We start from the raw sequence: 17,936 nt of genomic DNA on the forward strand, positions 1-17,936 counted from the left end.
CGACTTTTAGACAGAGTAGAGACTCTGTCTATTTTTTTTATAAGATGTATGTTAAAATCAATTTTGTTGTGTTAACTATTAATTATTTTTTAAAATAGATATTTTCAAATAAATGGAGGTAATCATGGTGCACTTCACGAAAAAATTCATCTCGGCTCTCGTCATCACGCTTTTTTTGATGACGGCATTTTCCCCTTTGTCTCCCAAAATAAATGCTGAAGAAAATGACCCATTGGGCATCAATGCCTCTGCAGCCATTGCCGTTGAAGCCTCTACAGGGAAAATTGTGTACGGAAAAAATATTGATAAAACTCTTGGAGTTGCAAGTATGACAAAAATGATGACTGAATACTTGCTGCTGGAAGCGATCCGTGAAAAGAAAGTTTCTTGGGATCAAACATATCGTCCAAGTGATTATGTTTACAAAATTTCCCAAAATCGCAGTTTATCCAATGTCCCTTTAAGAAAAGATGGAAGTTATACAATAAAAGAGTTATATGAAGCAATGGCCATTTATTCTGCAAATGGTGCGGCGATTGCAGTGGCAGAAGTGATCGGTGGATCGGAAACAAATTTTGTGAAAATGATGAATGAAAAAGCGAAAGAACTAGGCTTGAAGCATACGAAGTTTGTAAATGCGACAGGTTTAAACAATAGAGACTTAATGGGGATGCATCCGGAAGGAACAGGTGAGGAAGAAGAAAATGTAATGTCTGCGAGAGACGTTGCCAGCCTTGCGTACCATCTTTTAAAGGAGTATCCTGAGATTTTAGAAACGGCCAAAATTACGAGAAAAGCTTTTCGAGAAGGTACGGATGATGAGATTAAAATGGAAAACTGGAACTGGATGCTGCCTGGATTAGTTTATGGTACAGAAGGTGTAGACGGGTTAAAAACAGGATATACCGATTTTGCGGGCTCCTGCTTTACGGGAACAGCCGAACGGAACGGAATGCGAATCATCACAGTTGTTATGAATGCGAAAGGTAAAGGGAGCAACAATTACGTACATCGTTTTAGTGAAACTAGAAAACTAATGGACTATGTTTTCAGCAATTTTTCCATTGAGGAATTATTTCCTGCGCAATATCAAATAAAAAATAAATCAACTGTATCTGTTGTAAAAGGAAAAGAGAAAAAAGTAGAAATAGAAACAAAAGATTCTTTAAAGCTCCCTATTAAACGTGGGGAAAAAGACCAGTATGAGCCGAAATATGTTTTAGATAAAAAGCTTTTAACTGCGAACGGAGAGCTGACTGCACCAATTAAAAAGGGCGCCAAGGTCGGGTATATGTCCGTAGAATATAAAGGGAACAGCCAGGATTACGGATTTGTAACAGGTGAATCCGAAGCGAAAGTTGATGTAGTGACAAAAACAAAAGTCGAAAAAGCTAACTGGTTTGTATTATCAATGAGAGGCATTGGTAGTTTTTTTGGTGATGTATGGAACGGAGCAGCAAACATGGTAAAAAGCTGGTTTTAATGCATAACTCCTAACATTTTGTTGGGGGTTTTTACTATATTTAAAATAAAAGAAATCCTTGAAATTTGATAGGAATTTTATAAAAATTAGGATAAAATAGACGTATGCATTTGAATGTATCATTAAGGAGGAACTATAGAAATGGCAATTACAGGTACTGATCGAGTAAAAAGGGGAATGGCCGAAATGCAAAAAGGCGGCGTCATCATGGATGTGGTCAATGCAGAACAGGCCAAAATTGCTGAAGAAGCAGGTGCGGTTGCCGTCATGGCGCTGGAAAGAGTTCCTGCTGACATTCGTGCGGCAGGCGGGGTTGCCCGCATGGCTGATCCGACGATTATTGAAGAGGTCATGAACGCGGTTACGATTCCAGTAATGGCAAAATGCCGTATTGGACATATTGTAGAAGCTCGAGTATTAGAAGCGCTCGGTGTTGATTATATTGATGAAAGTGAAGTGTTGACACCGGCTGATGAAGAGTTTCATATAAATAAGCGGGAATTTACGGTTCCATTTGTTTGTGGCTGCCGTGATTTAGGAGAAGCAGCTCGCCGAATTGGAGAAGGTGCTTCCATGCTCAGAACGAAGGGCGAACCGGGAACTGGCAACATTGTAGAAGCAGTTCGTCACATGCGGAAAGTGAATGCACAGGTTCGGAAAATTGTCGGTATGAGCGAAGATGAGCTAATGACGGAAGCAAAAAATTTAGGAGCCCCGTATGAAGTGCTGCTACAAATTAAAAAGGAAGGACGACTCCCTGTCGTGAATTTTGCTGCTGGCGGCGTTGCAACACCTGCTGACGCAGCGTTGATGATGCAGCTTGGTGCAGATGGTGTGTTTGTCGGCTCAGGTATTTTTAAATCTGAAAATCCAGGAAAGTATGCCCGGGCAATTGTGGAAGCGACCACACACTATGAGGATTATGAATTAATCGCTCATTTATCGAAAGATCTTGGAACTGCGATGAAAGGGATCGATATTTCTTCATTGCTTCCGGAACATCGTATGCAAGAACGTGGTTGGTAAAGGAGAATACAAAATGAAAGTAGGAGTTTTGGCACTCCAAGGTGCTGTGAGGGAGCATATTCAGTCAATCGAAGCTTGTGGTGCAGAAGGCGTAAAAATTAAAAAATCCGAACAATTGCAAAATATCGATGGACTTATTTTACCAGGCGGCGAAAGCACGACAATGAGAAGATTGATTGAAAAGTATGGGTTGATGGACCCTTTGAAAGAATTTATAAAGGGAGGAAAACCTGTTTTCGGTACATGTGCTGGTCTTATTTTGCTGGCGAAGCAAATTGTTGGACAAGATGAGCCGCACCTTGGTGTATTGGATGTGGTCGTTGAACGGAATTCTTTCGGCCGCCAGCGTGAAAGTTTTGAAGCGGAATTAACCATTGCAGGAGTTGGGGACGATTTTATAGGTGTGTTTATTCGCGCTCCGCATATTGTAGAAGCAGGAGAAAATGTTGAAATTTTAGCAAAACATGAGGATCGAATTGTTGCTGTTCGACAAGGCCACATTCTTGGATGTTCATTCCATCCGGAATTGACGGATGATCATCGATTTGTGCAATATTTTTTAAATATGGTGAAGGAATCAAACGAGAAAGTTCATGCATAAAAAAGTTGAACAAACCCTAAACTTATAGTAAATTTATGAATATAAATAGATCTAAAGCAATGAGAGGAACTAGTAGCAAGTTGTTTTTCTTAAGAGAGCTGGTGGTTGGTGGAAACCAGTGAAAAACGCTTGTGAATCCGTCCTTGAGTGAAATGCTGAATGCAAGTTTTTGTTAGTAAGCATTTACGGCAAAAACCGTTACCTTTGTAAGTGGAAGGCTGATGCCTTCAAGCAGGGTGGCAACGCGGGTATACTCTCGTCCCTTTTTGGACGGGAGTTTTTATTTTGAATATAAAAGCGAAAGGAGTGTCCATGATGCTTGATATGAAATTTTTACGGTCAAATTTTGAAGAAATAAAAAAGAAGCTTGAACACCGTGGAGAGGATTTAACTGATTTTGATCAATTTGTTGACTTGGATAAAAAGCGTCGTGAACTAATTGTTACGACGGAAGAATTAAAAAGCAAAAGAAATGAAGTATCTTCTAAAATCGCCGAATTGAAAAGAGAAAAGAAAGACACAGATCATTTAATTCAAGAAATGCGTCAAGTAGGAGAACGCATCAAAACACTTGATGAGGAATTAAAAGAGATTGAAGAAAAGTTAGAAACCTTGATTTTGTCGATTCCAAACATTCCACATGAGAGCGTTCCAGTCGGCGATTCAGAGGAAGATAATGTAGAAGTCCGCAAATGGGGAGAAATCCCGACCTTTCGTTTTGAACCAAAACCTCATTGGGAAATTGCCGACCAATTAGGAATTCTCGATTTTGAAAGAGCCGGCAAGGTGACCGGCAGCCGCTTTGTATTTTATAAAGGTTTGGGCGCAAGATTAGAAAGGGCGCTTATCAGTTTTATGATAGATTTGCACGTTGAAGAACATGGCTATGAGGAAGTTTTGCCTCCGTATATAGTGAACCGTACAAGCATGATCGGAACAGGACAGCTTCCGAAGTTTGAGGAAGACGCTTTTAAAATTCAAGGTGAGGATTATTTCTTAATACCAACAGCGGAAGTTCCTGTCACAAATTTGCACCGTGATGAAATTTTACAGGAGAAGCAGCTTCCAATCAATTATGTAGCGTACAGCGCTTGCTTCCGTTCTGAGGCAGGGGCGGCCGGAAGAGATACGCGCGGCCTTATTCGCCAGCATCAATTTAACAAAGTGGAGCTTGTGAAAATTGTAAAGCCTGAAGATTCTTATGAGGAATTAGAAAAATTAACAAGTCATGCTGAAAACGTATTGAAGCTGTTAGGACTTCCATATCGAGTTATGAGCATGTGTACAGCTGATTTAGGCTTTACGGCAGCAAAAAAATATGATCTTGAAGTATGGCTTCCAAGCTATCAAACATATCGTGAAATTTCTTCTTGCAGCAACTTTGAAGCGTTTCAGGCTCGCCGGGCGAATATACGGTTCCGACGGGATCCGAAAGCAAAGCCTGAGCATGTGCATACGTTAAATGGTTCTGGGCTTGCAATAGGTCGTACAGTAGCAGCCATTTTGGAAAATTACCAGCAAGAAGACGGATCTGTCGTCATTCCGGAAGTGCTGCGTCCATATATGGGAAATAAAACAGTAATTAGTAAAAAGTAATTCTTACTGAATAGAAAAAATGAAAGGGGGTAGGAGGGGTTCTTCCATATCCCCCTTTTATGTACAAATGTATTTTATATAGGCTGCCGTTGTATCATTTGTTTGGCAATTGTTCTTCCTATTTCAATGGATGCTGTCGCTGCAGGAGATGGAGCGTTCAGCACATGAATGGACCGTTTCGTTGGTACAATATAAAAATCATCGATTAAAGCCCCGTCTTTACTTAAAGCTTGAGCTCGGACACCAGATGGTCCAGGCAGCAAATCTTCTTCTGTAATATCGGGCATGAGTTTTTGAACATTTTCGACAAACTTTTTCTTTGACATCGATCGAATCATTTCTTCGAGTCCTTCTTTCATATATTGACCTGCTAATTTCCAAAAACCGGGGAACGTTAATACTTCAAACAAATCTTTCATATTTGCGTCGCTTTTTTTATACCCTTCTCTTTTCAAGCTTAAAACAGCATTTGGACCTATATCTATAGATCCGTCAATCATTCTAGTAAAGTGAACGCCTAAAAATGGAAAATTAGGATTTGGTACAGGATAGATTAAGTTTTTAACTAAATCTCAAGTTTGACACCATTTCACTACATGTGGATAACTAAAGGTGATTATACCAATAGTTATCCACTTTTTTTATCGAAAATATAATCATTATGTAGTGTTATGTGGATAACTTTTGTATATCCAATAATATGTAATATATGTTATACTATTAGTGCTATGTATATTCGAATTAATAAGCAAAAAAATAAAAATGGTTCTGTTCGTCAATATCTACAAATATGTCGTACATTTCGTGTAGACAATAAAGTTCGGCAACAAACGCTTTGTAATCTAGGGAGGTTAGAACATTTATTAGAGAATGGCTCTGTCGATAACATAATCGAGGGATTAGCCAAATTTTCAGAGCGTTACTTTGACCGAATTCACGGGCAAGGCTCTTCTTCTTCTGTCTCCGTGCTTTGGACAAAAGAGTTTGGGCCGGTTTATCTGTTCCGAAAGGTATGGGAAAAGTTAGGGCTTGGTCGGCTATTACGTAAAATCATGGATGATTCCGAGGCTGCTTCTCAGTATGACGAAGCCATTTTTGCTATGGTGTTAAACCGTCTCATGGATCCCAATAGTAAGCATTATATCTTCAAACAATGGATCGACACGATTTATGCAGAAGGTCTTTCAGACATTCAACTCCATCACTACTATCGTGCATTAGACTTCTTAAGTGAACAAAAAGAAAAAATTGAGGAACAACTTTATGGACATTTAACCGATTTAACCTCATTAGAAGTAGATATCGTGTTTTACGACACGACAAGCACCTATTTCGAAGGAGAGGAAGCAGACGAACTGCTGGCTCACTATGGTTACTCCAAAGATCATCGTGGAGATCGAAAACAAGTCGTGATTGGCTTATTAATGACCAAAACAGGGATTCCGATTGGGCATCAAGTCTTCCCTGGAAACATGCATGATACGAAGACATTTGGCATGGTGGTTGGAGACCTGAAGAAGCGCTATCCTATTCAGAAAGTCATTCTAGTGGGAGACCGCGGAATGGTTAGTGAAGCCAACTTAGATCAAATTCGTGAACTGGGCATGGAATATATTGTGGGTGTCAAATTACGAAAGTCGAAGAAAGCCCAAGAGCTATTATCCATCCGTGGGCCATATAAGAAGGTTCTCCCGAATCTAAAAGTGAAGTCAAAGAAAATCGATGGCGAAACGTATGTACTCTGTTACAATCCGGACGCTGAAGAACGTGATCGAGCGAGTCGTCAAGTCGTGTTAGAAAACCTTCAATCGAAGCTTGATGAACTCGGTCCATCTGGACTCGTCAAAAACCGTGCGTATTCCAAGTTTTTAACGATAGAAAAAGCATCGGCCAAAATTGATGAAGAGAAGGTATCCAATGACGAAAAGTTTGACGGAAAGTACGCCATTCGGACCAACTCGTCATTAACGGATGAAGAGGCAGCACTTGCCTATAAAGAATTGTGGAGAGTGGAACAAGCCTTTCGTAACCTGAAGTCGAATCTAGAACTTCGCCCGATGTACCATCGAGTGGAATCTCGTATTCGAGGCCATATCATGGTTTGTTTCCTTGCGCTTGTCATGGAATCCTTTTTGGCCTATAAGCTAAAAGAAATAGGATGCCAAACAAGTGTAAAGGATATTTTGCATGATGTAAGCCAGATGAAGGCCTCGAAAATACGCGTGAATGGTGAAGAGCAAATCGTTCGTACAGAATTACAAGGTCAAGCAAATCTAGCATTTGAAGCACTTGTCACACAAGCGCCTCCTAGAGTATTAGAAAAAAACACGTGCCACTAACAAGTGTAGTGGTACGTGTTGTGGGTAAAGTCCAAAACACCAGTATTTTCGGGCTTTTCTTTAGTGTACTCTGTCAAACTTGAGTAAATATGATTTTTGCGGATTTAACATATAATATTCTCCACGGAATGGAACAATTTTCACATCCGTATACAGATTTGCTATTTTAGCAATACGATCGCTGTTAAGTCCTGCACAATTTATAAAAAATCGGCTTTGAAAGGTTTTGTTTGCTGTTTCAACGATAACTTCTTGTTTTTTTTCATGAATCACTTCTACTTTTTCGTTTAAAAAGATCTCCCCGCCCTTTTCGAGGATTAAATCTGCCATCCGTTCACTAACAAGACGGAAATTTACAATACCTGTTGATGGAACATGAATGGCTTCTATTCCATTCACATAAGGTTCAAATTCATGAAGCTCCTCCTTTGAAATTTTCCGGATATTGAGGCCGTTTTTTAATCCGCGTTGGAACAGCTTCTCAAGCTCCTCCCGCTCATGTTCATTGCTGGCAACGATTACTTTGCCACAGACTTCATAAGGGATATCGTATTTTTGGCAAAACATGATCATTGCCTGATTACCTTTTTTTGCAAGCTGCGCCTTATAGCTCCCGGGCTTGTAATATATACCGGAATGGATCACCCCGCTGTTATGACCCGTTTGATGGGAGGCAACTTTATTTTCTTTTTCGATTATTGCCACTTTTGCGTTTGGGTGTTGTTCATATATTGCCAATGCAGTGGATAAGCCGACTATTCCTCCACCGACAATTACATAATCATACATATTTTTCTCCGTCCTCCTCTAGTCATCCGCAAGCTTCTCACTCTCATTTTTTAAGGGATTTACGTTTTGCACTAGGCTTCAGTTGTTTTTATACATGCTGTTTTAAAAGCGCGGCAAATCAATGCAAAGATAGCAGCCGATTGCGGGGAAAAGATGCATTTGTTCATGTCCCGAAAAAACTAGTGTCCATTTGTGAGCGCTTTAAATTAACTTGCAATACAAGTTTATAACATGATGAATGAAATACAATCGATTTTTTTCGAATTTTTTAATTTTTTCTATTTGAGCATTTTGCAAAATTAGATTTTTTGGATAAAAGTATAAAAAATAAAGCACTCGGCAAATAGCTACCAGCATGTTATTTTACAAAATATTACAATAATCTTGTTTTCGGGCATACCTACAGAATTTTTCACATTGAATTTTTTTAAGCGGCTTTCTTCCCTTTATTTTCCTTTGCCATCGCTAGCGCTGAAACAAGTAATACAATAGCGTTCAGGTAAATATGGGTCTTTACTTTTTCAATTCCCCATACATGTAGGGAGTTCGCCGTAAGGTAGCTTTTCATTCTTGAATTACAGCGTTCTACACTTGTCCTCTCGTTGTAAAGCTCTTTCCAACGTTTTGTATCACGGTGCGGATTGGAATATCGGCGCACATCCTTTTTGATGTCGACTTTTACCACCATTCCATAGTTGGAAGATGAACAGGCTGCCATTCCTAATGGGCAATCCACTTTGCCGGTTGCGTGAGGACATCTGAACTTGAGCTGGTCCTTATCAGCTCCCCAATAAGTCATTTCATAACCCATGGAACAACGCGGAGTTCCATTGGAAGAAATCCCTTCAGGAGGCTCTTTTTCGTTGCGCAAATTGAGCGGGATAATGGCTTGCGCTCCAATGTTTTTGGCTGATTCATAGTTTTTTAGTTGGTCATATCCGCCATCCATGATCAGAAATTCAATTTTGGATTTGGTACGCTCTGCCACTTGCTCTATTAATTCTGGTGCGACTTCTCCATCGTTCACATGGGCAGGGGTTACTTTTATGGCTATTGGCAGTTCGCTTGCGGTATCGACTGAAAGATGCATCTTATAGCCAAACCAGGTAATTTTATTGCCGAAGGAATCATATTTTGCGCCCCAATTGGCATTACCCGTTTGTTCACTACGCTTTTTGGGCTGTTTCTTTTCATAGGCATCAATGGCGGCACTGTCGATGGCCTGGTGGCTGCCGTCAATTATTCCTTCCTCCTGAGCTAACTGTACCAAGTCAAGGAAGATCTTTTCAGCCAGCTTTTTTTTGGTAAGTGCCGCAAAAACCCGGCTGAGAGTGGAGATAGACGGTGCGGGGCGATCAATCGATAAACCGCATTGATAACGGAAACGAAGGTCTTTATCCAATCGATGATGAAGGGCGGTAAAGGTGTCGATGCCTTCGAGTGGGGCAGCGATGAGAGCCCTTAGAATCCCTTCTCTGGAATGACCGTCAGCCCCTCGGGGTGAAGAACTTCTCAACTGTTTAGCATAAGGGCGTAAATCAAGCGAGCTAAAAAAGATAGGTAATTTCTCTTTTGACTCTAATTTTTGCAGTTCTTCAAAGGAAAATAGGCTTTCTTGTAGAATATACAAAGTGACTTCCTCCTTTTGAATTTTTGTGGTTTCGTCACTTCAAAAATTCTACATTTTAGGGGTGAAGTCCTTTTTTATGTCTTTGAAATCCTTATGGCTCTTGGGTCAAAAAATATGCAAAATGCTCATTTAAAAAAATAAGCTTCTTTGTAAAGAAGCGTTTAAGGAAAAAAATTATTTGATAACTTTTATGAGTTTATTGACATACATTTTATACTGTGCTATATTAGTCCATGTCATATGGAGGAGTACCCAAGTCTGGCTGAAGGGGTCGGTCTTGAAAACCGAGAGGCGGGTCAAACCGCGCGGGGGTTCGAATCCCTCCTCCTCCGCCATTATTTACCGAGTGCGCATAAATTGGAGATTGGCTAAATTCGTTACGGGCTGTAACGAATTTTTTATTTTTTAAAACAAAATGGCTAATCCTCATGGAAAACAAAAATCATCGATATAAACGTTAAAGGGGCGTCTATAAGCTGAAAAGCAACTTATTAGGCGCCTCTTTTATTTTTTTGAAAAACAAAACAGAAATTCCTCATATTTAAGATCATTTGATCAATAGTTGTTTATAAAGAAGTATTTATTTTTTTACGACTTGAAAATTATCGATAATCAACAGCCAATTTTGCGGAAACGAAATTCCTAGTTTCCAATAGCTGACACCTCGCAAATGCAGCTCTTTTACAAGATCGAATTTGGCTTGTATGGAACGGGCATCTTCAAACCAAACTTCATGAACCTTTTGGTTTTCATCCGTATATCGAAAAGTAGGGGCTTGGGCTTCTTCATCAAATTTGATTTCTGCATTGTATTTTGATGCAAGCTGAATCGCCTGCTGCGGACTTATCGCTTTTGCGTAAGGCCCGCCTTGCACAAAGGGAAGAGTCCAGTCATAACCGTATAAATTTTGTCCCATCATAATTTTCTGTGGAGGAATCTCCGTAACGGCATATTCGAGTACATCACGGACTGGGCCGATAGGAGAAACAGCCATTGGCGGTCCGCCGCTGTACCCCCATTCATATGTCATAATGACGACCCAATCCACAATTTCTCCATGTGCTTTATAGTCGTGGGCCTCGTACCATTGTCCTTTTTGCTCTGCGCTTGTTTTGGGGGCTAATGCAGAGGAAATGAACCACCCTTCACTGTGAATCCTGTCTCTCGCCCTTCGCAAAAATTGATTATAGGCTTCCCGGTCGGCAGGAAACAAATATTCAAAATCAAAGTGAATATCTCGAAACTGATATTTTTTTGCTGTGGCAATAATATTATTTAAAAATTTAGTTTGTACATCATCGTCTGTCAGCAATATATGCCCTAACTCTGCACTAAATTGATTGTTCTCCAAATTTGTGACAGCCATTGAAAACACTAAATTTTGTTCATTAGCAATAGTTTGCAAGTTCCCAATCGGTGGCTCTTTTAAAGAACCGTCACGTTGTGCTTGAAAGCTAAAATGGGTAAGGTAGGTTAAATAAGGGGCAGTCTCTCTTGCGCTGTCTTCGAGATTTTGGCTGACTTGAGCACCAAGCGGTTCTAAATATACATTAAATTCTGCTTGCCGTTTAGGCCGTTCTGGGATATATAATCGAAGGCCAATAGGCAATAATTGATTTATATTCAGTCCATTTACTGCTGCAAGCTCAAATACAGACGTACCAAATTTTCTTGAAATGCTCCAAAGGCTGTCTCCCCGTTGAACGGTGTAAAATTGTCCGATGATTGGAATAACAATTGCTTGACCTACAACAAGCTGATCAGGATTAGGAATTTCATTTGCTTCAACGATGGCTGTTATAGATGTTCCATATGTTTGTGCAATGGAATAAAGCGTTTGCCCAGATTGAACAACATGAATTAGCAAAATCATGACCTCCTGTAAAAACTGTTTGTAAATTTTATGTTTTCATCGCAGAAAACATGCTTTTGGAAAAGGTTGAAAGGAACCCGCACTTTTTTTAAGATGAAATTATATCGATAGGATGAGGAGCAAAAAATGACTAAAGACGAATATTATATGACTTTAGCAATTGAAGAGGCGAAGAAGGCGGAAAAGATTGGCGAGGTTCCGATTGGTGCTGTGCTTGTTGTAGATGATGTAGTGGTTGCAAAAGCTCATAATTTGAGGGAAACCGAGCAGAGGTCAATCGCTCATGCGGAAATATTGGCAATTGATGAGGCGTGCAGGAAGCTTCGAACGTGGAGACTCGAGAACTCGACGCTATATGTGACGCTTGAGCCATGTCCAATGTGTGCAGGAGCGATTGTAATGTCAAGAATTGAACGTGTAGTTTTCGGCGCTTTCGATCCGAAGGCTGGTTGTGCAGGAACGTTAATGAATTTATTAAATGAACCTCGTTTCAATCATCAAACAGAAGTAATTTCAGGCGTGAAGCAGGAGCAATGCAGTGAAATGTTAACCTGTTTTTTTCAAAAGTTGCGGGAAGAGAAAAAACGGTTGAAAATGAAAAATAAAAACAATTGAATTTTTTAACATATTGGGAAGCGTTGCATTTTCTCGAAAAAACATATATACTAAATTTGCGTCCTTAAACGGCGCAAAGTGAAAATCGGTTTAAACTTTGCCGTGCTAAGCGGGGAGGTAGCGGTGCCCTGTACTCGCAATCCGCTCTAGCGAGGCCGAATTCCTTCTCGAGGTTAGTATATTTTAGGGTCTGCCTCAAGTAAGTGGTGTTGACGTTTGGGTCCTGTGCAATGAGAATCCATGAACCATGTCAGGTCCGGAAGGAAGCAGCATTAAGTGGAAGCTCTCATGTGCCGCAGGGTTGCCTGAACTGAGCTAACTGCTTGAGTAACGCCTAGGGTTGCTAATCGACAGAAGGTGCACGGCAGTTATCATATCAAACAATAAGATCCCCTTATAGTAGGCAGAAAAAGAAAAGTCTGTCAACTATAAGGGGATTTTTTCGATGAGAGAAATATGAACAGCGTATGATGTAAAGCTTAAAAAATGTAATGAGGACATTGGTTTAAAATATGGATTGATGCATGATGGGGAAAACACTTTAAGCAGAAAGAAATGAAGAAAATATTAGGAAGACTTTAAAACTCCCCAAGAAGATCTTGAAACAAAAGTGTCCTTAGCGGCTAAAACCATACAGAATAAGCCGTCCCATTTCAAGTCTCATCCATACTTTTTCCGCACGTCCGAATAGATGAAGGATGCATTATGCAATATAACTATCAACGGCTTCAAAAGAGAAACAGCTTAAAGTCCTAATGAATATCGGTCTCAGGCTGTCTACATGTGCTGTCTATTTAACTGGAGACGCTTTTACAGAGATCGGTTTTATTTTTTTCATAAGTTTTTTATCCTTCTTATGGAAAACTTACATTCGTTTAAACAATCAGGTATAATAAATGAAAGATTACTGTATAAAGGGGAGGGCGTTACTTGAGTTATCAGGCTTTATACCGAGCATGGAGGCCACAGCAGTTTCGTGATGTCGTGGGACAAGAACACGTCACGAAAACATTGCAAAATGCCCTTTTACAAAATAAATTTTCGCATGCTTATCTTTTCACAGGTCCTAGAGGAACAGGTAAAACAAGCGCTGCAAAAATATTTGCGAAAGCTGTCAACTGCCAACAAGCACCAATTGCAGAGCCTTGTAATGAGTGTCCTGCATGTAAAGGAATCACGGAAGGATCGATTTCGGACGTTATTGAAATTGATGCAGCTTCTAATAATGGAGTAGATGAAATTCGCGATATTCGCGATAAAGTCAAATTTGCACCTGCGGCGGTCAAATATAAAGTATATATTATTGATGAAGTTCATATGCTTTCAATCGGAGCATTTAATGCTTTATTAAAAACGCTTGAAGAACCTCCAAAACATGTGATTTTTATTTTGGCTACAACTGAACCTCATAAAATTCCGCTTACCATTATTTCGAGATGTCAACGCTTTGATTTCCGGCGTATTTCTGTTCAATCCATCGTACGTCGCATGAAGGAAATTGTGGAAAATCAATCGATCAAGGTTGAAGAGGAAGCGTTAAAGGTTATTGCGAGCTCGGCTGATGGTGGGATGAGAGATGCACTGAGTCTGTTGGACCAAGCCATCTCTTTTAGCGATGATAAAGTCACATTGGAGGATGTATTATTTATAACTGGATCGGTTTCTCATAAGATGCTCGCAAATTTGGTCCGATTTATTTTTGAGAACAATGTTACGGAAGCTTTAAAAACTATCCACGAATGGTTGGATCAAGGGAAAGATCCTTTAAAATTAATTGAAGATCTCATTTATTACTATCGCGACATGTTATTATATAAATCGGCTCCAAACTTAGAGGAAGTAATGGAACGAGTCGCAATAGACGATGCGTTCGTTTCATTGTGCGAACAAATTCCTATTGAGCAAATTTATGAGACGATTGAAGTTTTGAATCAAAGCCAGCAGGAGATGAAATGGACGAATCATCCCCGTATTTTTGTAGAAGTAGCGATTGTGAAATTATGTCAAACTGAGCGTGTGCAGCCGCCTTCAGTTCATTATGAAGAACTTCTTAATCGAATACAGGAACTTGAACGCACAATATCTTCATTAGTTCAGCATGGAGTTCAAGAACAGTCGCCTGTTAAACAAGAAGCAAAAGTACAAAAAACAATTCAAAGCGGTTATAAAACGCCTGTTGACCGCATTTATGATATTTTGAGAAATGCTACTCGAAAAGATTTGGATTTAGTGAAAAGCCGATGGGGAGATCTGTTAACAACGCTAAAGCAGCAAAATAAAGTGTCGCATGCAGCCCTTTTAAATGAAAGTGAACCAGTTGCTGCTTGCGAATATGCTTTTGTGCTAAAATTTAAATATGAAATCCATTGTAAAATGGTGGCGGAAAATCAAAATCATGTATTAACAAACCTCCAAACGATTTTACAAGGACTCATTGGACGTCAAATGGAGATGATTGGCGTTCCGGAGAAAGAATGGGGTAAAATAAGGGAGGATTATTTGCGCAATCAACGATCAGACGATGCACATCAACAGGAACATGAAGAAGAAGATCCGCTTATTGCCGAAGCAAAAAAATTAGTTGGCACGGATCTGATTGAAATAAAAGAGTAAATAAATGCTTATGGAGGAGATAATATGATGATGCGTGGCGGTATGGGAAACATGCAAAAAATGATGAAGCAAATGCAAAAAATGCAAAAGGAGATGCAAAAGGCTCAGGAGGAGCTTGCTGAAAAAAAAGTGGAGGGAACTGCTGGCGGCGGTATGGTCACGGTTGTTGCAAACGGACATAAGGAAATTTTAGAAGTGAAAATCAATGAAGATGTTGTAGATCCTGAAGATATTGAAATGCTTCAAGATTTGGTATTGGCAGCAACAAACGATGCTCTTCGCAAAGTGGATGAGTTAACAAGCGAAACGATGGGAAGATTTACTAAAGGTATGAATTTGCCTGGCTTGTTCTAGGAGGATCTATTCGATGCAATATCCAGAACCGATATCAAAACTTATTGATAGCTTTATGAAGCTGCCAGGAATCGGTCCGAAAACGGCCGTTCGTCTGGCCTTTTTTGTTTTAAATATGAAAGAAGAAACAGTATTGGATTTCGCGAAAGCGCTTGTCAATGCAAAACGAAATTTATCATATTGCTCGATTTGCGGTCATATTACAGATGAAGATCCATGTTATCTTTGCAAAGATGAGCGCCGCGACAGAAGCATAATATGTGTGGTTCAAGACCCGAAAGACGTCATTGCAATGGAAAAAATGAAAGAATATAACGGTCTATATCATGTTCTGCATGGCGCCATTTCGCCAATGGACGGGATTGGTCCTGAAGATATTAATATCCCTGATTTGCTAAAACGTCTGCAAAATGATGAAATTCAAGAAGTAATTTTAGCAACAAATCCGAACATTGAGGGAGAAGCGACAGCAATGTATATCTCTCGCCTTTTAAAGCCTACAGGCATAAAAATCACAAGAATTGCTCATGGGCTGCCTGTTGGCGGTGATTTAGAATACGCGGACGAAGTCACACTTTCAAAAGCGCTTGAGGGAAGACGAGAGATTTGAAGAGAAAAGGAGTTTGCCAGACATGTTTATTCGGCGAAAGCAATGGTTGAGAAGAGAATTCGATCAGCTGCTTCTTCAAGATTTAATTGAGCTGAAGGAACATTGGGAGTATCAAAAGCGTTTAGTGGAAAAAAGCTTTGATCCTTCACCTGAGGTGCTTAGCAGTTTAAAATTAGCAGAAGCAAAATATTTATTTCTTTTAAAAGAAGCCAAAAAGAGAAATATCAAGATGGAATAGTAGGTAGAAGGAAGCAGCCACATTCCTGTTTGTTGTTTTCTTAGTTCTAAACAATATGAAATCTTTCATATTGTTAAAGTAAAGCCGAAATAAACAGGAAGGTGGGTTTTATATAATGGAGCCTTATATTATGATCATTTGCATTTTAGGGCTTTTATTCCTTCTGCTTCTTGCCGGTGCTTCTTTGAAACCGGTGAAATGGATAGGGAGTATTTTTATAAAAATTGTGATCGGGGCCTTGCTACTTTTTTTTGTTAATTCTTTTGGGACGAGTTTCGGTCTGCACGTGCCCATTAATATTGTTACATCATCTATTGCTGGTTTATTGGGGCTCCCCGGATTAGCTGCTTTAGTAATTATTAAAATGGTGATTATCCCTTGAAAAACACCTGTATACAGGCGGGTGTTTTTATTTTCAAAAAAAGTGTTGACATTATAAACAATCATGGTAAAATAATATTCGTCGCTAAGATACAAAATAAAAAACATTGACAAATAAATTTTTGATTGATAAAATAGAAATCCTGATTGATCCTTGAAAACTGAACAAAACGAAAAGCGTGCCTGTTGATTCTGACAAGAGCATTTGGTGACAAACTTTTTTTGGAGAGTTTGATCCTGGCTCAGGACGAACGCTGGCGGCGTGCCTAATACATGCAAGTCGAGCGGACCGAAGGGAGCTTGCTCCTTTAGGTTAGCGGCGGACGGGTGAGTAACACGTGGGCAACCTGCCCTGCAGACTGGGATAACTTCGGGAAACCGGAGCTAATACCGGATAACACCGAAAACCGCATGGTTTTCGGTTGAAAGGCGGCTTTTAGCTGTCACTGCAGGATGGGCCCGCGGCGCATTAGCTAGTTGGTGAGGTAACGGCTCACCAAGGCGACGATGCGTAGCCGACCTGAGAGGGTGACCGGCCACACTGGGACTGAGACACGGCCCAGACTCCTACGGGAGGCAGCAGTAGGGAATCTTCCGCAATGGACGAAAGTCTGACGGAGCAACGCCGCGTGAGCGAAGAAGGTCTTCGGATCGTAAAGCTCTGTTGTCAGGGAAGAACAAGTACCGTTCGAACAGGGCGGTACCTTGACGGTACCTGACGAGGAAGCCACGGCTAACTACGTGCCAGCAGCCGCGGTAATACGTAGGTGGCAAGCGTTGTCCGGAATTATTGGGCGTAAAGCGCGCGCAGGCGGTTCCTTAAGTCTGATGTGAAATCTCGCGGCTCAACCGCGAGCGGCCATTGGAAACTGGGGAACTTGAGTGCAGGAGAGGGGAGCGGAATTCCACGTGTAGCGGTGAAATGCGTAGAGATGTGGAGGAACACCAGTGGCGAAGGCGGCTCTCTGGCCTGTAACTGACGCTGAGGCGCGAAAGCGTGGGGAGCGAACAGGATTAGATACCCTGGTAGTCCACGCCGTAAACGATGAGTGCTAAGTGTTAGAGGGTATCCACCCTTTAGTGCTGCAGCAAACGCATTAAGCACTCCGCCTGGGGAGTACGGCCGCAAGGCTGAAACTCAAAGGAATTGACGGGGACCCGCACAAGCGGTGGAGCATGTGGTTTAATTCGAAGCAACGCGAAGAACCTTACCAGGTCTTGACATCCCCTGACAACCCTAGAGATAGGGCGTTCCCCTTTCGGGGACAGGGTGACAGGTGGTGCATGGTTGTCGTCAGCTCGTGTCGTGAGATGTTGGGTTAAGTCCCGCAACGAGCGCAACCCTTGACCTTAGTTGCCAGCATTCAGTTGGGCACTCTAAGGTGACTGCCGGCTAAAAGTCGGAGGAAGGTGGGGATGACGTCAAATCATCATGCCCCTTATGACCTGGGCTACACACGTGCTACAATGGGTGGTACAAAGGGCAGCGAAACCGCGAGGTGGAGCGAATCCCAAAAAACCACTCTCAGTTCGGATTGCAGGCTGCAACTCGCCTGCATGAAGCCGGAATCGCTAGTAATCGCGGATCAGCATGCCGCGGTGAATACGTTCCCGGGTCTTGTACACACCGCCCGTCACACCACGAGAGTTTGTAACACCCGAAGTCGGTGGGGTAACCCTTACGGGAGCCAGCCGCCGAAGGTGGGACAAATGATTGGGGTGAAGTCGTAACAAGGTAGCCGTATCGGAAGGTGCGGCTGGATCACCTCCTTTCTAAGGATATATACA

Annotated in this window: 13 protein-coding genes, 1 tRNA gene, 1 rRNA gene, 1 other RNA gene, 2 pseudogenes and 1 other annotated feature; of the genes and pseudogenes, 14 read left to right on the forward strand and 4 right to left on the reverse strand. The window is 41.0% G+C overall.

What is annotated here, in order from left to right; genetic code table 11:
• Window positions 1-178 precede the first annotated feature (178 nt).
• From NSQ41_RS00075 to serS, 4 genes are all read left to right on the forward strand, one after another.
• The gene (locus NSQ41_RS00075; protein WP_339211583.1) at window positions 179-1,483 is read left to right on the forward strand and encodes a serine hydrolase; all 1,305 of its coding nucleotides are present in this window, start codon (window positions 179-181) and stop codon (window positions 1,481-1,483) included.
• 141 nt (window positions 1,484-1,624) lie between these two features.
• Entirely contained in the window at window positions 1,625-2,509 is an 885-nt protein-coding gene (gene pdxS, locus NSQ41_RS00080) for a pyridoxal 5'-phosphate synthase lyase subunit PdxS (protein WP_063388667.1), read from the forward strand.
• 13 nt (window positions 2,510-2,522) lie between these two features.
• Entirely contained in the window at window positions 2,523-3,110 is a 588-nt protein-coding gene (pdxT, locus tag NSQ41_RS00085; RefSeq protein WP_066251693.1) for a pyridoxal 5'-phosphate synthase glutaminase subunit PdxT, read from the forward strand.
• Window positions 3,111-3,160: 50 nt separating this feature from the next.
• Window positions 3,161-3,377 (forward strand) — a binding site (T-box leader).
• Window positions 3,378-3,425: 48 nt separating this feature from the next.
• Complete coding sequence (gene serS, locus NSQ41_RS00090; protein WP_063388675.1) at window positions 3,426-4,706, forward strand: serine--tRNA ligase; 1,281 nt, start codon at window positions 3,426-3,428, stop codon at window positions 4,704-4,706.
• Between the two features lie 74 nt (window positions 4,707-4,780).
• Here serS and NSQ41_RS00095 read toward each other — a convergent pair.
• Window positions 4,781-5,275 (reverse strand): annotated as a pseudogene (locus NSQ41_RS00095) (L-2-hydroxyglutarate oxidase); the annotation flags it as partial.
• A 159-nt stretch (window positions 5,276-5,434) separates the two neighbouring features.
• Here NSQ41_RS00095 and NSQ41_RS00100 point away from each other — a divergent pair.
• Window positions 5,435-7,045, forward strand: a complete 1,611-nt coding sequence (locus NSQ41_RS00100) for an IS1634 family transposase (protein WP_339192846.1) — start codon at window positions 5,435-5,437, stop codon at window positions 7,043-7,045.
• A 78-nt stretch (window positions 7,046-7,123) separates the two neighbouring features.
• On the opposite strand, the pseudogene lhgO reads toward NSQ41_RS00100, so the two are convergent.
• Window positions 7,124-7,834: pseudogene (gene lhgO, locus NSQ41_RS00105) on the reverse strand (L-2-hydroxyglutarate oxidase); the annotation flags it as partial.
• Window positions 7,835-8,261: 427 nt separating this feature from the next.
• Window positions 8,262-9,464, reverse strand: coding sequence for a transposase (locus NSQ41_RS00110; RefSeq protein ID WP_339192838.1), 1,203 nt, complete (start codon window positions 9,462-9,464; stop codon window positions 8,262-8,264).
• 242 nt (window positions 9,465-9,706) lie between these two features.
• Here NSQ41_RS00110 and NSQ41_RS00115 point away from each other — a divergent pair.
• Window positions 9,707-9,799, forward strand: a tRNA-Ser gene (locus tag NSQ41_RS00115).
• A gap of 245 nt (window positions 9,800-10,044) precedes the next feature.
• Here NSQ41_RS00115 and NSQ41_RS00120 read toward each other — a convergent pair.
• Entirely contained in the window at window positions 10,045-11,331 is a 1,287-nt protein-coding gene (locus NSQ41_RS00120; protein ID WP_130158354.1) for a glycoside hydrolase family 18 protein, read from the reverse strand.
• Between the two features lie 132 nt (window positions 11,332-11,463).
• Here NSQ41_RS00120 and tadA point away from each other — a divergent pair, with 132 nt between their 5' ends.
• The 8 genes from tadA (at window position 11,464) to NSQ41_RS00160 (ending at window position 17,921) form a co-directional block, all read left to right on the forward strand.
• On the forward strand, window positions 11,464-11,952 hold the full coding sequence (gene tadA / locus NSQ41_RS00125; protein ID WP_063388670.1) for a tRNA adenosine(34) deaminase TadA: 489 nt from the start codon (window positions 11,464-11,466) through the stop codon (window positions 11,950-11,952).
• Window positions 11,953-12,052: 100 nt separating this feature from the next.
• Window positions 12,053-12,317: signal recognition particle sRNA large type (gene ffs, locus NSQ41_RS00130), an RNA gene on the forward strand.
• A gap of 565 nt (window positions 12,318-12,882) precedes the next feature.
• On the forward strand, window positions 12,883-14,565 hold the full coding sequence (dnaX, locus tag NSQ41_RS00135) for a DNA polymerase III subunit gamma/tau (RefSeq protein ID WP_339193737.1): 1,683 nt from the start codon (window positions 12,883-12,885) through the stop codon (window positions 14,563-14,565).
• A 27-nt stretch (window positions 14,566-14,592) separates the two neighbouring features.
• Window positions 14,593-14,919, forward strand: a complete 327-nt coding sequence (locus NSQ41_RS00140; RefSeq protein ID WP_063388677.1) for a YbaB/EbfC family nucleoid-associated protein — start codon at window positions 14,593-14,595, stop codon at window positions 14,917-14,919.
• A 13-nt stretch (window positions 14,920-14,932) separates the two neighbouring features.
• Window positions 14,933-15,529, forward strand: coding sequence for a recombination mediator RecR (recR, locus tag NSQ41_RS00145; protein ID WP_063388672.1), 597 nt, complete (start codon window positions 14,933-14,935; stop codon window positions 15,527-15,529).
• Between the two features lie 22 nt (window positions 15,530-15,551).
• Window positions 15,552-15,767 (forward strand): YaaL family protein, encoded by a 216-nt coding sequence (locus NSQ41_RS00150; RefSeq protein WP_063388673.1) that lies wholly within the window; start codon window positions 15,552-15,554, stop codon window positions 15,765-15,767.
• 115 nt (window positions 15,768-15,882) lie between these two features.
• Window positions 15,883-16,149 carry a pro-sigmaK processing inhibitor BofA family protein gene (locus tag NSQ41_RS00155; RefSeq protein ID WP_063388674.1) on the forward strand — a complete coding sequence of 89 codons (267 nt, stop codon included), beginning with the start codon at window positions 15,883-15,885 and terminating at the stop codon, window positions 16,147-16,149.
• A 218-nt stretch (window positions 16,150-16,367) separates the two neighbouring features.
• Window positions 16,368-17,921: ribosomal RNA gene (locus NSQ41_RS00160) — 16S ribosomal RNA — on the forward strand.
• Window positions 17,922-17,936: the final 15 nt, after the last annotated feature.

It is taken from the genome of Aeribacillus sp. FSL K6-8210 (genome assembly GCF_037963925.1).
Classification (GTDB): domain Bacteria; phylum Bacillota; class Bacilli; order Bacillales; family Aeribacillaceae; genus Aeribacillus; species Aeribacillus composti.